Origin of the sequence: Burkholderia sp. Ac-20392 (assembly GCF_017104585.1) — a bacterium.
GTDB classification, from domain to species: Bacteria; Pseudomonadota; Gammaproteobacteria; order Burkholderiales; family Burkholderiaceae; genus Burkholderia; species Burkholderia lata.
In genome coordinates this window covers 1-16,769 of record NZ_JAAGPB010000020.1, presented here as the reverse complement: position 1 = coordinate 16,769, position 16,769 = coordinate 1, and the positions used below count along the sequence as shown (strand labels likewise).

At 65.7% G+C, this 16,769-nt stretch carries 15 protein-coding genes; 11 read left to right on the top strand and 4 right to left on the bottom strand.

Going from position 1 to position 16,769, the window contains the following annotated elements:
* The first annotated feature begins 2 nt into the window (after positions 1–2).
* The 8 genes from G3N99_RS04955 to G3N99_RS04920 are packed head-to-tail and all read left to right on the top strand — an operon-like array spanning position 3 to position 9,790.
* Positions 3–2,273, top strand: coding sequence for a polysaccharide biosynthesis tyrosine autokinase (locus G3N99_RS04955; protein WP_206121787.1), 2,271 nt, complete (start codon positions 3–5; stop codon positions 2,271–2,273).
* Positions 2,273–3,451: a UDP-N-acetylglucosamine 2-epimerase (non-hydrolyzing) gene (wecB, locus tag G3N99_RS04950; RefSeq protein WP_174939475.1), complete on the top strand. Its 1,179-nt coding sequence runs from the start codon at positions 2,273–2,275 to the stop codon at positions 3,449–3,451. The genes G3N99_RS04955 and wecB overlap by 1 nt, the downstream gene beginning before the upstream one ends.
* 28 nt (positions 3,452–3,479) lie before the next feature.
* Positions 3,480–4,724, top strand: coding sequence for a UDP-N-acetyl-D-mannosamine dehydrogenase (wecC, locus tag G3N99_RS04945; RefSeq protein ID WP_206121786.1), 1,245 nt, complete (start codon positions 3,480–3,482; stop codon positions 4,722–4,724).
* A 46-nt stretch (positions 4,725–4,770) separates the two neighbouring features.
* Positions 4,771–6,030, top strand: a complete 1,260-nt coding sequence (locus tag G3N99_RS04940; protein ID WP_206121785.1) for a hypothetical protein — start codon at positions 4,771–4,773, stop codon at positions 6,028–6,030.
* Positions 6,027–7,277, top strand: a complete 1,251-nt coding sequence (locus tag G3N99_RS04935; protein ID WP_206121784.1) for a hypothetical protein — start codon at positions 6,027–6,029, stop codon at positions 7,275–7,277. Before G3N99_RS04940 ends, G3N99_RS04935 begins: the two co-directional genes overlap by 4 nt.
* Entirely contained in the window at positions 7,274–8,290 is a 1,017-nt protein-coding gene (locus G3N99_RS04930; protein ID WP_206121783.1) for a glycosyltransferase, read from the top strand. The genes G3N99_RS04935 and G3N99_RS04930 overlap by 4 nt, the downstream gene beginning before the upstream one ends.
* Positions 8,287–9,048: a WecB/TagA/CpsF family glycosyltransferase gene (locus G3N99_RS04925; protein ID WP_174939465.1), complete on the top strand. Its 762-nt coding sequence runs from the start codon at positions 8,287–8,289 to the stop codon at positions 9,046–9,048. Before G3N99_RS04930 ends, G3N99_RS04925 begins: the two co-directional genes overlap by 4 nt.
* The gene (locus G3N99_RS04920) at positions 9,041–9,790 is read left to right on the top strand and encodes a heparin lyase I family protein (RefSeq protein WP_174981182.1); all 750 of its coding nucleotides are present in this window, start codon (positions 9,041–9,043) and stop codon (positions 9,788–9,790) included. The genes G3N99_RS04925 and G3N99_RS04920 overlap by 8 nt, the downstream gene beginning before the upstream one ends.
* Positions 9,791–9,886: 96 nt before the next feature.
* Here G3N99_RS04920 and G3N99_RS04915 read toward each other — a convergent pair whose 3' ends face one another.
* Positions 9,887–10,903 (bottom strand): 1-aminocyclopropane-1-carboxylate deaminase, encoded by a 1,017-nt coding sequence (locus tag G3N99_RS04915; RefSeq protein WP_206121782.1) that lies wholly within the window; start codon positions 10,901–10,903, stop codon positions 9,887–9,889.
* A gap of 197 nt (positions 10,904–11,100) precedes the next feature.
* On the opposite strand from G3N99_RS04915, the gene G3N99_RS04910 reads away from it, so the two are divergent.
* Complete coding sequence (locus G3N99_RS04910; protein WP_174939459.1) at positions 11,101–11,601, top strand: Lrp/AsnC family transcriptional regulator; 501 nt, start codon at positions 11,101–11,103, stop codon at positions 11,599–11,601.
* Between the two features lie 178 nt (positions 11,602–11,779).
* Here G3N99_RS04910 and G3N99_RS04905 read toward each other — a convergent pair whose 3' ends face one another.
* The 3 genes from G3N99_RS04905 to mdeB form a co-directional block, all read right to left on the bottom strand.
* On the bottom strand, positions 11,780–11,983 hold the full coding sequence (locus G3N99_RS04905; RefSeq protein ID WP_174939844.1) for a hypothetical protein: 204 nt from the start codon (positions 11,981–11,983) through the stop codon (positions 11,780–11,782).
* A complete protein-coding gene (locus G3N99_RS04900) occupies positions 11,980–12,450 on the bottom strand; it encodes a hypothetical protein (RefSeq protein ID WP_346778467.1) in 471 nt (156 codons plus the stop codon). Before G3N99_RS04900 ends, G3N99_RS04905 begins: the two co-directional genes overlap by 4 nt.
* Positions 12,451–12,617: 167 nt before the next feature.
* Complete coding sequence (gene mdeB, locus G3N99_RS04895) at positions 12,618–15,365, bottom strand: alpha-ketoglutarate dehydrogenase (RefSeq protein ID WP_206121781.1); 2,748 nt, start codon at positions 15,363–15,365, stop codon at positions 12,618–12,620.
* A 164-nt stretch (positions 15,366–15,529) separates the two neighbouring features.
* Here mdeB and G3N99_RS04890 point away from each other — a divergent pair, with 164 nt between their 5' ends.
* Both G3N99_RS04890 and G3N99_RS04885 read left to right on the top strand, forming a co-directional pair.
* Positions 15,530–16,057 carry an Lrp/AsnC family transcriptional regulator gene (locus G3N99_RS04890; RefSeq protein WP_174939848.1) on the top strand — a complete coding sequence of 176 codons (528 nt, stop codon included), beginning with the start codon at positions 15,530–15,532 and terminating at the stop codon, positions 16,055–16,057.
* A 210-nt stretch (positions 16,058–16,267) separates the two neighbouring features.
* A partial coding sequence (locus G3N99_RS04885) for a thiamine pyrophosphate-binding protein (RefSeq protein WP_277396330.1) occupies positions 16,268–16,769 on the top strand: 502 nt, incomplete at its 3' end.

Genomic DNA, 16,769 nt, shown 5'->3' with positions numbered 1-16,769 from the left:
GCATGAATACATCGAATCCACGCCAACCTTTTTCGCGCGATGTCGACGAGCTCGACGTGCGCGGCATCCTCGACCTGCTGATCGCGCACGCGGGCCGCATCGTCGCGGTCACGGCCGCGTGCGCCGCGCTCGGCGCCACGTATGCGCTCGTAGCGAAGCCGGTCTACAAGGCAGATATCACCGTGCAGGTGGAAAGCGGCGGCTCCGACTTGCGCAGCATGGCGGAAGGCGGGCTCGTCGGCGGCCTCGGCGCGCTGTTCGACGTGAAGTCGACCGACGACGGCGAAATGGAAATCCTGCGTTCGCGGCTCGTGACCGAACCGGTCGTCGATCTCCAGCATCTGTACATCGACGCGCGGCCGCACCGCGTGCCGCTGATCGGCCCCGTCATCGCGCGCTTCAATCGCGGGCTGTCGACACCCGGTTTGTTCGGGATCGGCGGGTTCGCGTGGGGCCAGGAACGGATCGACGTTACGGCGTTCGATGTGCCGCGTAGCTTCGAAGAGCACACGTTCGTCGTCACGGTGCTGGGTGACGGCCGCTATCGCCTGTCCGGCGCCGATCTCGGCCGCGATATGGAGGGCGCGATCGGCGAGCCGCTGCGCGTGGCGACCGCCGCCGGCGACGTGACGCTCCGGGTCGGCGCCATCGACGCCCGGACAGGTGCGCGGTTCGTCCTGAAGGCTTACTCGAAGCAGGTGGTGCTCGCCGAACTGCAGAAGAAGATGACGATCGCGAACCGCGGCAAGGACCAGTCCGGCGTGATCGGCGTGTCGTACGAAAGCGATGATCCGGTGCGTGCGGCTGCGGTGCTGAATGCGATCGCCGACAACTACGTGCGGCAGAACGCGAACCGCAAGGCGGCCACCGCCGAGAAGTCGCTGGCGTTCCTGAGCGATCAGGTGCCGACGGTGGAGCGTCAGTTGCGTACGGCCGAGGATCGCCTCAACGCATACCAGGCTCGCCATGAAATCGTGGATCTGACCGAGCAGGCGAAGGCGATGCTGACACAGTCGACCGCCGCGCAGACATCGCTGTTCGAGCTCGAACAGAAGCGGCTGGCGCTGGCGTCGATGCTGACGCCGGCTCACCCGGAGCGGGCGGCTGTGGATCGGCAGATCGCCGCCGCCAAAGCGCAGATCGGCATGCTCAACGACACGATCCGGCGCTTGCCCGACGCACAGCGAAACGTCGTGCGCCTGCGTCGCGACGTCACCGTGCAAACCGAGATCTATGTCGGTTTGCTGAACAGTATCCAGCAGCTTCGCGTCGCGACCGCGAGCAGGATCGGCAACGTTCGCGTGATCGATCGCGCGATCGTGCCGGACGAGCCGGTGCGGCCGAAGCCGGCGCTGGTCACGGTGATCGCCACGTTGGTGGGGCTCGTGCTCGGCACGTGCGCCGTCATCGGCCGCGCGGTGCTGTTCGGCGGCATCACCGATCCGGTGGAGATCGAGCGCGATACCGACCTGAACGTAATGGCGACGATTCCGCACAGTGCCGTGCAACGCCGGTTCGCGCAGCGCGACACGGCGACGGATGGTGGAGCTTCGGTGCTGTCGCTGGTACGGCCGAACGACCCCGCCGTCGAAGCGCTGCGCAGCCTGTGTACGGCGCTGCGGTTCCAGTTGACGGATCGCCTCGACGACAACCGGGTACTGATCACGGGGCCTTCCACGGGCGTCGGGAAATCGTTCGTGTCGGCCAACGTCGCGGCATTGCTCGGGCAGTCGGGCAAACGGGTGCTGTTGATCGACGGCGACCTGCGCCGTGGCGAGCTGGCCAGGCGCTTTGGCATGCGGTCCGATGCCGGCCTGTCGACGGTATTGCGCGGCGGCGTGACGGCCGCCGATGCCATCGTGCACGACGTTGCCCCGAACGTCGACCTGTTTCCCGCCGGCCCGCGTACCGACCGGCCTGTCGAACTGCTGGCGTCGGATCGTCTCGAGGCGGCGCTGACGCACGTGGCGCGCGATTACGACGTCGTGCTGCTCGATGCACCGCCGCTGCTGCCCGTGACCGACGCCATCGTGCTGGCCGCGCATGCGGACACGATCCTGCTCGTCGCGCGCTCCGGCGTGACCACGACGGGCGAACTGCTCGAATCGGCGAAGCGGATCGAGCGCGTCGGTGCGTGCACGACCGCCGTCGTGTTCAACGGCTTCCGGCCGGGGCTGCGCTCCGCGCAGTACGGCAACTACGGCGCTTACGCGTACGACGGCGCCGATTCACACACCGCCGCGGATCGCGCGGTCCGCCGACGGAGAATCTGATGACCCATCGCCACGAACACATCCTCGTGACGTTCGGCACGCGTCCGGAAGCCATCAAGATGGCACCGCTCGTTCACGCGCTGCGCGCCCGCGAAGGCGTGCGCTGCAGCGTCTGCGTGACGGCCCAGCATCGCCAGATGCTCGACCAGGTGCTCGACCTGTTCGGCATCGTGCCGGATTTCGATCTCGATCTGATGCGCGCCGGGCAGACACTCGGCGGCCTGACCGGGCACATCCTCAACGCGCTCGATCCCGTGCTGGAGTCGTTCCGGCCCGATCTCGTGCTCGTGCATGGCGATACGACCACGACACTCGGCGCAACGCTCGCGGCCTACTACCGGCGCATTCCAGTCGGTCACGTCGAAGCCGGATTGCGAACCGGCAACCTGTATTCCCCGTGGCCGGAGGAGGCGAACCGGAAGGTGACGGGCGCGCTTGCGCTGCACCACTTCGCGCCGACCGAAACGTCGCGTACGAACCTGCTGGCCGAAGGTGTCGACGCCGGCCGCATCCACGTGACCGGCAACACGGTGATCGATGCGCTGTTGACGGTCACCGCGCGTCTGACGCGCGATCGGGCGCTGGCGCAGCAGATGCGCCAGCGCTTTCCGTTCGTCGACGACGAGCGTCGCATGATCCTCGTCACGGGGCACCGCCGCGAGAACTTCGGCCGCGGGTTCGAGCAAATCTGCGAAGCGATCGCGACCGTCGCGAAGCGCTATCCGGAGTGCCGGATCGTCTACCCGATGCACCTGAATCCGAACGTGCGCGAGCCGGTCACGCGGTTGCTCGGCAACATCGGCAACGTCGTACTGATCGAGCCGCAGGAGTATTTGCCGTTCGTCTATCTGATGAGTCGCGCGTGGCTGATCCTGACCGACTCCGGCGGGATCCAGGAAGAGGCGCCTTCGCTCGGCAAGCCGGTGCTCGTGATGCGCGACACCACCGAGCGGCCGGAAGCCGTCGCGGCCGGCACGGTGCGGCTCGTCGGCACCGAGGTCGAGCGCCTGGTCGGCGCGGTGGTCGAGCTGTGGGAAGACGGCAGCGCCTATCGCGCGATGAGCCGCGCCCACAACCCGTATGGCGACGGACGCGCGAGCGAGCGGATCGCGGATCTGCTCGTCGCGCCGCCGATCCTGCCTCAGGGGCCGGCGTACCTGGCCGGCTTGCCCTGGTGAATCCCACGACCTTTGGAGAACCCCATTCATGTCATTCGAATCCGTTTCCGTCATCGGGCTGGGCTATATCGGCCTGCCTACCGCGGCAGCCTTTGCCGCGCGCCGCAAAAGCGTGATCGGTGTCGATGTATCGCAACACGCGGTCGATACGATCAATCGCGGCCGGATCCATATCGTCGAACCCGAACTGGACATGCTCGTGCACGCGGCCGTGAAGCAGGGCTACTTGCGTGCGACAACGACGCCCGAGCCGGCCGATGCGTTCCTGATCGCGGTGCCGACGCCTTTCACCGAAGGGAACAAGCCGGACCTGGGCTACATCGAGGCCGCATGCCGGTCGATCGCGCCGGTGCTGAAGAAAGGCGACCTGGTGGTGCTGGAATCGACTTCGCCGGTCGGCGCGACCGAACAGGTGGCTGCATGGCTCGCCGCGCAGCGTCCGGACCTGACGTTCCCGCATCAGGCCGGCGAGCGTTCGGATATCCGGATCGCGCATTGCCCCGAGCGCGTGCTGCCGGGCCATGTGGTGCGCGAACTCGTGGAGAACGACCGGGTGATCGGCGGGATGACGCGCAAATGCGGCATGCGAGCGCAGGAGCTGTACGCGATGTTCGTGCGCGGCGAGTGCATCCTGACCGATGCGCGCACGGCAGAGATGTGCAAGCTGACCGAGAACGCGTTCCGCGACGTGAACATCGCGTTCGCGAACGAGCTGTCGGTGATCTGCGACCAGCTCGACATCAACGTATGGGAACTGATCCGGCTGGCGAACCGCCATCCGCGCGTCAGCGTGTTGCAGCCGGGGCCGGGCGTCGGCGGCCATTGCATCGCGGTCGATCCGTGGTTCATCGTCGATTCGGCGCCGGAGCACGCGCGGCTGATTCGCACCGCGCGCAACGTGAACGACGAGAAGCCGCATTTCGTCTACGAACGCGTGCGCCAGGCGGCGAGCCGGTTCCGCGAGCCGGTGATCGCGTGTCTTGGACTGGCGTTCAAGGCGGATATCGACGATCTGCGCGAGAGCCCGGCGATGGAGATCGTCGAAGCGCTGGCCGAGAGCGGCGGTGCGACGCTGCTGGTCGTCGAGCCCAACATCGCCGCGTTGCCGGCTGCGCTCGAAGCGAGGGCCCGGCTGTGCGACCTGAACACCGCCTTGGCCGAAGCCGACGTGATCGTCATCCTCGTCGATCACGCGCCATTCCGGCGCATGGACCCGGTGCGGTTGCAAGCCCGTGTCGTGATCGACACTCGCGGCGTACTGTCGCGCGGGTAACGGGGCGGGCGCGAAGGTCATGTTGCGAAACGCCGATACCGGAAAGTTGCTGGGTCGTCTCGAGGCGCTCGTTTGTACCGGGGCCCCCGGCCTTTATCGCGTGCTGACGTTCTGGGTCATCCAGCGGATCTATTCGCTGGACGAGCTCGGGCGTGCCGCGTCCAGCCTGTCGATCGCACAGATGATCGCCTTCTTCACGGCCATTGGCTGGGCGACGCTGATCCTGGTGCGCGTACCGGCGAGCGACGGGAAGCAGGCCGCGCGCGATGCGTTCTACTCGCTGGTGTCGATGGCCGGATGGACGACCGTGGCCGCCACGTTCGCATGCGTGCTGGTGTTCGCGACAGGTCTCGTCATGTTCGATCTCGGCGGCGTGGTTGCGTTGATGTGGGGCTGGACCGCGTATCAGCTCTCGCGGCATTTCTTCGTGTCGACCCGCCGGTACCGGGTTGCGATTGCGTTCGATTGCCTGCTGATTGCGGGATCGTGCGCGTTGCTTCGGGGCGGGACGTACCACGGCTGTTCCGCATCGTTGTGCCTCGCCGTTGCGCTGATCGCGGTGGCCGTCGCGATGTTCGTCACGATCGGTGCACCGGCGCGGCATGCGGTGTCGATGCGCATCGACGCGAAGGGATTGCAGTTCGGGTTGACCAATTTCCTGTCCGGCGGCATCGCGCTCGCGATCGTGCCCGCGGCGAAGGCGATGTGCGGCGCGTCGTTCGCCGGGATGCTGTCGTTGTTCGCGTCGGTCACCGCGATCGGCAATCTGCTGCCGCGTGCGATTTCGATCTCGCAGTTGCCCGATCTCGTGAAGAGGAAGAGGGACAAGGCACCGCTCGATGCGACGCTGGGCATCATGCGGCGCAACATCGACCTGTCCAACGTGGTCGTGCTCGCTGCGAACCTGGCGATGGTGGCAGGGCTGACCTGCTACTACGGGATCGACGGCAGAGGCACGTACGTGACGCTCGCGGGCGGCGTGCTGATGGCCATCCTGTGCGCGGCCGGCGTACTTGGCGTCGTCGGCAGCAACGTGATGATGGCTTTCGAGCAGAGCGCGGTCACTGCGCGCATCAACATCGGCACGTCGACGTTGTTCGGCGTGCTGCTCGGCGGCAGTGTCGCGATCGGCGGCGAAGCGGGGTTCTTCTGCATGCTCGCGGCCGCCGTGGCGGTGACGCTGATCCGGAACGCGATCGTCGTCATGCACGCGCGGCGGGTGTGTGCCGCGTATGGGGAATCGATCGGCGGGATTGACGTCACGGAGCCGAAGACGCTGCCGGCGGCGTCGGGGGCGCGCCGATGAGCGTGGCGATTCGAGCGCCCGCAAGCGGGCCGCATCGGCGTTCGCGGGTCGCCGACCTGGGAGTCGGCCTGCTGGCGCTCGCGTACGTCGTATTCTGCGTCAGCGACACGCTGCTCACGCTCGACGACGATCGTTCTCAGGTCGTGAAGATCGGCGCGTTCGGGCTGGTATTCACGGCGATCCTGCTGCGTCCGCGTTTTCACCGGATGGCCGTCGTCGTGCTGCCGGTCGCCGTGTCGCTCTGCATCGGGATGCTGCTGTCGTTCAATGCCTACGCTGGGATCGAGGAGTTCATCCGCTTCCTCTTCCCGGTCGCGATCACGGTGGCGATCTTCCCGTACCGCGACCGGCTCGATGTGCTGGTCAGGACGTTCGTCGGCGTGGTGGTGAGCAACGATCTGTTCCAGTTGTATGTCTACGTGTCGTATGCAACCGGGTTGCCGCTGTTCATGCCGGTCCGGATCGATTCGGGGTTGTTCCTGCGCGCGCAGGGGTGGATGGGCTTCTTTTCGGAATTCAGCTTCATCAATTTCTGCGCGTTCCTGCTGTGCCGCTGGTACTGGTCCGGCCGCCGTGCGGCGATCGCGTCATGGGGCTTCCTGTTCTTCGGGTTACTCGGCTTCTCGTTCAAGCTTTTCGCGGCGCTGGCGTTCTATCCGTTCGCGAGGAATGTCCGGGACGCGCGCGCGTGGCTGGCCGCTGCCGGCATCGCGGGTTTGGCGCTCGTGCTCGTGGCGGCGGGGATGCTGGATTCGCTGGTGAAGGTCGGCATGGCGAAGATCCTGTTCTACGTCGTCGCCGGCAATTCGGCACGCGCCGAATCCTATCGCGTGATGGCCGAGTCGATCGGCAACGGCAATCTGCTCGGCGAAGGTCTGGGCAGCTTCGGCGGCCCGGCATCGGTGCGGTTCTCGTCACCGCTTTACCCGCTCTATCACTTCGACTGGTATGGACTCGGCGGGCTGTTGAAAACCACCGACACGTTCTACCCGCATCTGTTCGTCGAGATGGGCGTGTTCGGTGCAATCGCGTGGCTGGTGTTCGTGCTGGGATACGGGCAGGGGCGGCGAAAGCCGGCCGTCTGGTTCTACATCGTCGGCGCGTTCTGCTTCGACAACGTCTTCTCGATGGCGTTTGTGTCGCCGTCTTACGTATTTTCCGCGCTGCTGGCCATGTACGCATTCTCCTGGGAGCGGCCGGGTGCCGGCCAGGCGTATCGAGGCGGTGCGGTGGAGGCTCATTCATGAAAATTCTCGTCGTCACGAACATGTATCTCGGCACCAATCGCGCAAGCCCGTGGCAAGGCGTGTTCGTGACCGAGCAGGTCGACGCGCTGCGGCGTTCCGGCGGCTGCACGGTCGATGTGCTCGTCATCGAAGGCTATCGCGACAAGGGCGAGTACCTGCGATCGATCGCGCCTGTCTGGAAGGCGGCACGATCGGGCAGGTACGACGTCGTGCATTACCACTTCGGCCTGAGTGCTTGCTCCGCGCCGCTGGTCCGGCTCTTTACGCGAGCTCGGGTCGTCATCACGTTTCATGGCACGGACATCCTCGGCCCGAGGTGGATGCGCGCGGTGTCGCAATCGATGGCCTGCTTCGCCCATGCCAGCATTGGCGTGAGCGCGGAAATCTCTGTGCGTTTGCGCGGGCTGCGCCGCCGCGTCGAAACGATCCCATGCGCTGTCGACGAGACTGTGTTCGACGCGCATCGCGACGACGCACAGACAATATCCACAGTGCCGATCGTCGTCTTTCCGTCGTCGCCGGAGCGCCCAGAGAAGAACTATCCGCTGTTTGCGCAGGTGCTGCGCCAGCTTTCGGAGCAGCACGGCATCCAGGTGCAAGAGCGGCACATCGACGGTCTCGATCGCGGCGAAGTGCGCGACCTGCTGGCACGCGCCGCGTGCCTGCTGATGACATCGACGCGGGAAGGGTCGCCGCAGTCTGTCAAGGAAGCTATGGCGCTTGGCCTGCCCGTCGTGTCGGTCGATGTCGGCAACGTGCGGCAACTGCTCGATGGGGTGGCGCCGGGCATGGTCGTGTTCGATCACGACCTCGGGCGCCTCACGAACGAACTTGCCGATGTCCTGCATGCCGGCGGACGATCCAACGGGCGCGAGCGACTGGCGGCGCTCGGTTGCTTCTCTTCGGATGTGTCGGCGAAGTTGAAGGTGCTGTATGCATCGCTTCGCCGGCCGTCTCGATTGGCTCACGATGTTCCGGATGTCGAAAAACACGATAGCGAGGTTGTGCGATGAAGCGCGCTGAATTCCTTTCATGCCCGATCGACCTGATGTCGATGAACGACACGGTGGACTGGATCGGTACGAGGGTGGAGCAACGGCAATTCACGCAGCACGTCGTCGTCAACGTCGCGAAGATCGTCAATCTGCAACGCGATACCGAGCTTGCCGCGTCGGTGCGCGAATGCGACATCGTCAACGTCGACGGCATGGGCGTTGTGTGGGGCGCGCGATTGCTCGGCATTCCCGTGCCGGAGCGCGTCGCGGGCGTGGACCTCTTCGATCGGCTGCTGGCGCTGGCCGACATGAAAGGGCTGCCGGTCTATCTGCTCGGTGCGATGCCGGAGGTCGTGGAGCGGGTTGTCGAGGTGGCGGCGGCGCGCTATCCGCGATTGCCGATTGCTGGATATCACCACGGCTACTTCCGGGACGACGAACAGGCGGTCGTGGACGATATCCACCGGTCGGGCGCGCGGTTGCTGTTCGTTGCGATCACGTCGCCGTACAAGGAAAACTTCATCAATCGCTGGAAATCGGAGTTGGGCGTCGATTTCGTGATGGGCGTGGGCGGCACGTTCGACGTGGTGGCGGGGAAGGTGGCGCGTGCGCCGCTGTGGATGCAGCGCAGTGGGCTGGAGTGGGCGTTTCGCGTGATCCAGGAACCGGGGCGGATGTGGAAGCGCTACCTGTCGACCAACAGCCGGTTCCTGGCGATGCTGGCGTGCGCGTATGTGTCCCGGTTGTTCCGTCGGAAAGGAGCGGTCAATGCGTAGTGGATTCGTTGTTGCCGCATGCATGTTCGCCGCATCGGTTTGCCACGCGGGCGCGGAAAGCGACGCGCCTGACGAGACGCACATCTACCGATCAGACTGGGCGAATGGTATCGATCCGCGGCTTCGACTGCAGGAACCGACGCCGCAGAACATCGCGACCTCCGGTATTCACGGTGCACTGTTGAAGGTGACGATGCACCGCTCGCAGGACTTCCGTGGTGTAGCGAGCGGGATGCCGCGTTCGGAGGTCAGTTTCTCGCCGGTGTTTCGCTTCATCGATGGCCACGACTACGAGGTGCGGTGGTCGACCGTGATCCCCGCTGACTACCGGTTCGACTCCAGGCAGCCGGAGCTCATCGCGCAGTTGCATCAGGGCGGCAATGACGGATCGCCGCCGTTTGCATTGCTGCTGAACGACGGGAAGTACGAAGTCGACGTACGCGGCGCGCCGGGCACGCCGAGCCAGTCGTTTGCGTTTGGCGACCCGGCGGCGGACAGGGGGCAGCCGGTGTGGTGGGTGTTGCGGTACCGGCCAGACGGTCGCGGCGTCGGCGCGCTGACCGACGTGTACCGGAACGGTGAGCGCGTCGTGCACGTCGCAGGTGTCCCGAATGCGTATCCGGACGATCGCAACGCTTACTTCAAACTCGGCCTTTACAAATGGTGGTGGAAGACACGCCCGTCCGATGTGACCGAACGGACGATGTATTACGGCGACATCGAGATGAAGAAGGTGCGCTAGACGGCTGGTGGAATCGAGCCGTGCATGTGTCGGGCCGGCTTGCCGGAAGCCTGATGACGACGTTGCCGTCGCCTATCGGGCTTCCGGCGAACCGTGTCAACCGTTCCGGAAAATCTCGCTATACGCACTCAACGCCGGCACACCGCCGAGATGCGCATACAGCACCTTAGACCCCGGTTCGAATTCCCCAAGCCGTACCTTGTCGATCATCCCGTGCATCGACTTCCCTTCGTAGACCGGATCGGTCAGCATGCCTTCGAGCCGCGCACACAGGCGAATCGCGTCGAGCGTGCCGTCGTTCGCCAGCCCGTATTCGGGGCCGGCGTAGCGTGTGTCGAGCACCACGTCCGCCGCGGTGATCGGCCGGCCGAGATCGACGAGCTCGGCGGTGTGCCGCGCGATGCGAGTGATTTGTTCGTGCGTGCGCTCGGGCGTGGCCGACGCGTCGATTCCGATCACGCGGTCGGCGCGTCCATCGGCGGCGAAGCCAACGACCATCCCCGCCTGCGTGCTGCCAGTGACCGAGCACACGACGATGTAGTCGAACTTGAAGCCGAGTTGCGCCTCCTGCGCCCGCACCTCTTCCGCGAAACCGACGAAGCCGAGCCCGCCCAGCGGATGCTCGGAACAGCCGGCCGGAATCGGGTAAGGCTTGCCGCCCGCCTGCCGCACGCTCTCCATCGCTTCTTCCCAACTGCGGCGAATGCCGATGTCGAAGCCATCGGACACGAGCCGCACGTCCGCGCCCATCATGCGCGACAGCTGGATGTTGCCGACGCGGTCGTACACCGGATCTTCGTAGTTGACCCAGTGCTCCTGTACGAGCACGCATTTCATTCCGAGATGCGCGGCGACGGCCGCGACCTGACGCGTCTGGTTCGACTGCACGCCGCCGATCGACACGAGCGTATCCGCGCCTTGCTCGAGTGCGTCGGGGACGAGGTATTCGAGCTTGCGCGTCTTGTTGCCGCCGAACGCAAGGCCACTGTTGCAGTCCTCGCGCTTCGCATACAGCTCGACCTTGCCGCCGAGGTGCTCGCTCAGGCGCTTGAGCGGCTGGATCGGTGTCGGGCCGAACGTGAGCGGATAACGGGGGAAACGTTGCAGGTTCATCGGCGTGCTCCGGAAAGCGGTGGACAGGGCGAATCATCGGTTTGCTCGGGCGCGGCCGGCAGGCCGTGTCCCGACGAGAAAAATGATAGGCAGAAGCGCGAGAAATGAGCTTGCGAAATAAATTGAGACGGCCTACGTTATCGACGATACGAGAACGGCATAAACAATTTCGATTCGTTGAAATGGAGGATGACGCAATGAAATTAGATCGAGGCAGCGCGCCGCCGGCCGATGCCGCACCGGTGCTCGATCGCATCGACCGCGCGATCCTGCGGCAACTGCAGCAGGACGCGTCGATCTCCAACGTGAGCCTCGCGGCGAAGGTGAAGCTGAGCGCGCCGGCGTGCCTGCGTCGCGTCGAGCGGCTGAAGGAAATGGGGCTGATCCGCGGCATCGTCGCGTTGCTCGACCCGAAGCCGCTCGGGGCGGGGATGCTGGTCGTGATCGGCTTCGTGCTCGATCGCTCGACGCCCGAAGCGTTCGCCGCGTTCGAGAAGGCCGCGCAGAAAGTGTCGGGGTGCGTCGAGTGTCACGTGGTGACCGGTGAGTTCGACTACTTCATGCTGGTGCGCACGCGCGACAACGACAGCTTCAACCGGCTGCACGCCGAGCAGCTGCTATACCTGCCGGGCGTGCGGCAGGTGCGCTCGTTCATGGTGCTCAAGGAGATTCTTTCGACGCATGCGCTGCCGTTGTAGCGCATCGCGATGCGGCTGACGGCACATGCGGTGTTGGCGGCATGCGCACAAAACGAAGTGAGCACGATCGGCACGGGCGTCTCACCTGCGGCGCCGCATGACCAAGGCCAACCTCCACGCGTTCGAACACGGCGGTAAAGGCATATCGCCTCGCTCATCGCCGTGACAAATCGACTCGCTACCGCTTCCGCCTTCTCGGGTCGATGCCGTTTTGTTCCAGTAGCTTTCGCAGGCGTGTGTTTTCGCCCCACAGCGTAGCGAACGCGATCAACATCATCAGGGTGGGAAACCACTCGCCGGTCGCGGCGATGATGGTCCATCCTACGACGGCGCAAATCAACGCCGTGACGATGAGAAGCAAGTGATCCACAATCCACTTCATCGCGCACCCCGGATTGCAGTGTTTGCCTTCAACCCGAGATAGCTATGCGGGCCGGGCGCGAGAACTTCGGGATGCCGCAGGATTTGCGCCATGATCAACGGCTGAACCGCAAGGCGGTAGCGCGTGCCCCATTGTGCGACTGCCGAGGACAGGTTGCTTCCGTGTTTGCCGATGCCGCATGCCGACGCAGCATCTGTCGCGACCATCAGGCTACCGATGACCGCACCCGGATAGACGCTGCCGAGGATCGCCCCCGTGACGGTTGCCACTTCGAGTTTTGTGGTTGCGCCAAGCAATTCTGCGACCGTCGCATCCGGACCTGGCGTCTTTAGCGCGCCCATCATCGTGCCGATACTCGCCACCGCTGTTTGCAGGGTTGCGAATAGCGTTGTGGGAACCGGCAAATGCAGCGCGGTCATGGTGGCTTGAAACGTTTCCGAAAAGCTCAAACATCTCGGTGTTGCCACGGGCAATTCTCCTGACGAATCGACTTATTCTACCGATTCGTCTTCGCCCACCCTCTCAAATTGTGTGCTCGTGTTCCGTGACTATCTCGCGGGAAATGTGACGAGTGGAGACTCGACGAAAATTCTTGATACGGTTGAAAAAGCGCTCGACAACATTGCGTGTGCGCTCAGCGTTGCCACGGCGCTCCGCAAGACTGCCGCGCCGTCTTGCCGAGTCGATCGCGCGCCGTGTGCAGCATCGCCGCATCGAGTTCACCGTCATCGGCAAGCGCCTTCAACGCAGCCAGCACGATGCTCCCCCGATCGACTTCGAAGAACGCACGCAGCGCCTCGCGCGTATCGCTGCGGCCGAACCCGTCGGTGCCGAGCGTCACGTAGCGGCGCGGGACGTACGCGCGGATCAGCTCGGGCACCGCGCGCACGTAGTCGGTCGCCGCGATCACGGGGCCTTGCGTCGCGGCAAGCATCGCTTCGACGTACGGCCCACGCGGCACATCGCCAAGCCGCGCCAGCCGTTCGGCCTCCATCCCGTCGCGCTGCAACTCGCTGAAACTCGTGACGCTCCACACGGCGGCATCGATGCCCCAGTCGTCGTGCAGCATCCGCTGCGCGGCGAGCACTTCGCCGAGGATCGCGCCCGCGCCGAGCAACTGCACGCGCGCCGTCGCGTTCGAGCCGGAGGGCAGCCGGTGCATGCCCGTCAGGATGCCTTCGCGTCGCGCGGCCGGATCGTCGTCGGGCATCGACGGCTGCGCGTAGTTTTCGTTCATCACCGTCACGTAATAGAACACGTCGCGCTGTTGCTCGACCATCTCGCGCATGCCGGCATCGACGATCGTCGCGACTTCGTACGCGAACGCGGGATCGTACGCGCGGCAGTTCGGGATCGTGGACGCCGCGAGATGGCTGCTGCCGTCCTGGTGCTGCAGCCCCTCGCCGCCGAGCGTCGTGCGGCCCGACGTCGCGCCGACGAGGAAGCCGCGCGAGCGCTGGTCGGCGGCGGCCCAGATCAGGTCGCCGATGCGCTGGAAGCCGAACATCGAGTAGTAGATGTAGAACGGCAGCATCGGCAGGTCGTGCACGCTGTACGCGGTCGCTGCGGCGATCCACGACGACACCGCGCCGGCCTCCGAAATGCCTTCCTCGAGAATCTGCCCGCGCGTGTCCTCGCGGTAGTAGAGCATCGAGCCGAGATCCTCGGGCTCGTAGCGCTGCCCGAGCGGCGAGTAGATGCCGACCTGCCGGAACAGGTTCGCCATGCCGAACGTGCGCGCTTCGTCCGCGACGATCGGCACGACACGCGGGCCGAGCGCCGGGTCTTTCAGCAGCGCGGCCAGCATGCGCACGAGCACCATCGTCGTCGACATCTCGCGGCCGCCCGCGTCCAGCGCGAACGCACCCCAGGCCGGTGTCGGCGGGACGGTGAGCCCCTCCGACGCCACCATCCGCCTTCTGGGCAGATAGCCGCCCAGGGCAGCCCGGCGAGCGTGCAGGTAGCGCATCTCGGGGCTGTCTTCGGCCGGTTTGTAGAACGTGAGCTGCTCGACGTCGAGATCCGACAGCGGCAGCCGGAAACGGTCGCGGAACGCCTTCAGGTCGTCGACGTCGAGCTTCTTCTGCTGGTGGGTCGTCATCCGGCCCTGGCCGGCCGTACCCATGCCGTAGCCCTTCATCGTCTTCGCGAGGATCACGGTCGGCTGGCTGCGATGAGCCAACGCGCGCGCATACGCGGCGTGCAGCTTGCGTGCGTCGTGGCCGCCGCGGCGCAGGCGGTCGATTTCCACGTCGGTGAGCTGCGCGGCGAGTGCGTCGAGCGCCGGGTCGCGGTTGAAAAAGCGCGCGCGGTTGTACGCGCCGTCGTTCGCGGAGAAGGTCTGGAACTGGCCGTCGACGGTGTCGGCGAACGCACGGGCGAGCGCGCCTGCATGATCGCGGGCGAACAGCGGATCCCAGTCGGATCCCCACAACACCTTGATCACGTTCCAGCCGGCACCGGCGAACAGCGCCTCGAGTTCGTCGATCACGCGGCCGTTGCCGCGCACCGGGCCGTCGAGCCGCTGCAGGTTGCAGTTGATCACGAACACGAGGTTGTCGAGCCCCTCGCGCGCGGCGAGCGACAGTGCGCCGAGCGATTCGGGCTCGTCCATCTCGCCGTCGCCGAAGAAACCCCATACGGTGCGGTTCGTGGTGTTCGCGAGGCCGCGATGCTGCAGGTAGCGCATGAAGCGCGCCTGGTAGATCGCGTTGATCGGGCCGATGCCCATCGAGCCGGTCGGGAATTGCCAGAAGTCGGGCATCAGCCACGGATGCGGATACGAACACAGGCCGGGCCCGGCGATCTCGCGGCGGTAGTGCTTCAGGTGCGCTTCGTCGAGGAAGCCTTCGAGATACGCGCGCGCATAGACGCCCGGCGACGAATGCGGCTGGAAGTAGACGAGGTCGCCGCCCGTGCCGCGTTCGCTGCGTTCGCCAGTTTCGCCGCTGCCGTCGCCCGTTGCCGCGCGGAAGAAATGGTTGAAGCCGACTTCGAACAGGTCGGATGCCGACGCGTAGCTCGCGATGTGGCCGCCCAGCTCGCCGTACGCGCGGTTCGCGCGCACGACCATCGCGAGCGCGTTCCAGCGCAGCGCGGCCGACAGCCGCTCTTCGAGCTCGACATCGCCCGGATAGGGCGGCTGGTCGTGCGCGGCGATCGTGTTCACGTACGGCGTGACGGGCCCGCGCGCCGCCGCGAGGCCGCTCGCGTGCGCATGCGCGGCGAGCCGGTCGAGCAGGAACTGCGCGCGATCCCGGCCGACGTGCGCGACGACCGCGTCGAGCGCTTCGAGCCATTCAGCGGTTTCTTCGGGGTCGGCGTCGGCGTGCGCGAGGTTCGCGCGCCGCGTGGCGTCGAGTCCGTTCGACAGGTCCGTCATCGCAGGTCTCCCGCGCACCGGTTCGGAGCGGCGCGCAATCAGTGGCAATCGGTCGAATCATGCTACCCGCCGATCCGCAAAATATGCGTCTGATTTCATTGGGAATTCTGCTGCGGATAGTGTAAATATTCCGGTTACGGCCACTCTTCCGGAATATTTCGACCATGAGCGCAAACCCGCGGCGGCTCGACCGCATCGACATCGGCATCCTGAACCAGCTTCAGCAGAACGCGCGGATCACGAACGCGGAACTCGCGCGGGCGGTGAACCTGTCGGCCACGCCCTGTTTCAACCGCGTGCGCGCGCTGGAGAAGCTCGGGCTGTTCCGGCAGCAGGTCACGCTGCTCGACCCGGAGCCGCTCGGGCTGCGGATCAACGTGTTCATCCAGGTCAGCCTCGAGAAGCAGGTCGAGGATGCGCTGCAGCGCTTCGAGGAAGCGATTTCGCAGCGGCCCGAGGTGATGGAGTGCTACCTGATGTCGGGCGACGCCGACTACCTGCTGCGCGTCGTGATGCCCGACATGCGCACGCTCGAGCGCTTCATCATCGAGCGGCTGACGACGATTCCCGGCGTGTCGAACATCCGGTCGAGCTTCGCGCTGAAGCAGGTGCGTTACAAGACCGCGCTGCCGCTGCCGTCGGCGGGGCTGACGCTCGTTGATCCGGACGAATCGGCGTCCGACTGGAGCTGAACGCACCTTCGCGAGCGACACCGCCGGCTGGCCGACGAAACGGCGACAGTCGCCCGACACCGTCGAAAGGGACCGAACGACATGCGCGCCAGCGCATTGCACCTTCACGACGCCGCGCGAAGCGATCGCGTATGCTCGTCCGGTCGCCGGCGCAGGCAGCCACCGGAGCCGGTTCATTCGTGTGACGACCCATCAACGAGCGAGGACAGCATGGCTAAACAGACGATGGCGGAATATCTGGCGAAGACGCTGGCGGCAGCGGGCGTCGAGCGCATCTGGGGCGTGACGGGCGACAGCCTGAACGGCCTGTCGTTCAGCCTGAGCCAGATCGGCTCGATCCGCTGGATGCATACGCGGCACGAGGAAAGCGCCGCGTTCGCGGCCGGCGCGGATGCCGCGTCGACCGGGCGGCTCGCGGTGTGCGCGGGCAGTTGCGGCCCCGGCAACCTGCACCTGATCAACGGGCTCTACGACTGCCACCGCAATCACCAGCCGGTGCTCGCGATCGCCGCGCACATTCCGTCGACCGAGATCGGCCTCGGCTACTTCCAGGAAACCCATCCGCAGGAGCTGTTCCGCGAATGCAGTCACTTCGCGGAACTCGTGACCAACGCGTCGCAGTTCCCGCGCGTGCTCGCGCGCGCAATGCGCACCGCGATCGACGAGCGCGGCGTCGCGGTGATCGTGCTGCCGGGCGACATCGCGCTCGGCA

Bases quoted from the DNA above. Each gene is read 5' to 3' on its own strand.
- G3N99_RS04955 (WP_206121787.1), top strand. From the start codon at position 3: ATGAATACATCGAATCCACGCCAACCTTTTTCGCGCGATGTCGACGAG.
- wecB (WP_174939475.1), top strand. From the start codon at position 2,273: ATGACCCATCGCCACGAACACATCCTCGTGACGTTCGGCACGCGTCCG.
- wecC (WP_206121786.1), top strand. From the start codon at position 3,480: ATGTCATTCGAATCCGTTTCCGTCATCGGGCTGGGCTATATCGGCCTG.
- G3N99_RS04935 (WP_206121784.1), top strand. From the start codon at position 6,027: ATGAGCGTGGCGATTCGAGCGCCCGCAAGCGGGCCGCATCGGCGTTCG.
- G3N99_RS04930 (WP_206121783.1), top strand. From the start codon at position 7,274: ATGAAAATTCTCGTCGTCACGAACATGTATCTCGGCACCAATCGCGCA.
- G3N99_RS04925 (WP_174939465.1), top strand. From the start codon at position 8,287: ATGAAGCGCGCTGAATTCCTTTCATGCCCGATCGACCTGATGTCGATG.
- G3N99_RS04920 (WP_174981182.1), top strand. From the start codon at position 9,041: ATGCGTAGTGGATTCGTTGTTGCCGCATGCATGTTCGCCGCATCGGTT.
- G3N99_RS04915 (WP_206121782.1), bottom strand. From the start codon at position 10,903: ATGAACCTGCAACGTTTCCCCCGTTATCCGCTCACGTTCGGCCCGACA.
- G3N99_RS04910 (WP_174939459.1), top strand. From the start codon at position 11,101: ATGAAATTAGATCGAGGCAGCGCGCCGCCGGCCGATGCCGCACCGGTG.
- G3N99_RS04905 (WP_174939844.1), bottom strand. From the start codon at position 11,983: ATGAAGTGGATTGTGGATCACTTGCTTCTCATCGTCACGGCGTTGATT.
- mdeB (WP_206121781.1), bottom strand. From the start codon at position 15,365: ATGACGGACCTGTCGAACGGACTCGACGCCACGCGGCGCGCGAACCTC.
- G3N99_RS04890 (WP_174939848.1), top strand. From the start codon at position 15,530: ATGAGCGCAAACCCGCGGCGGCTCGACCGCATCGACATCGGCATCCTG.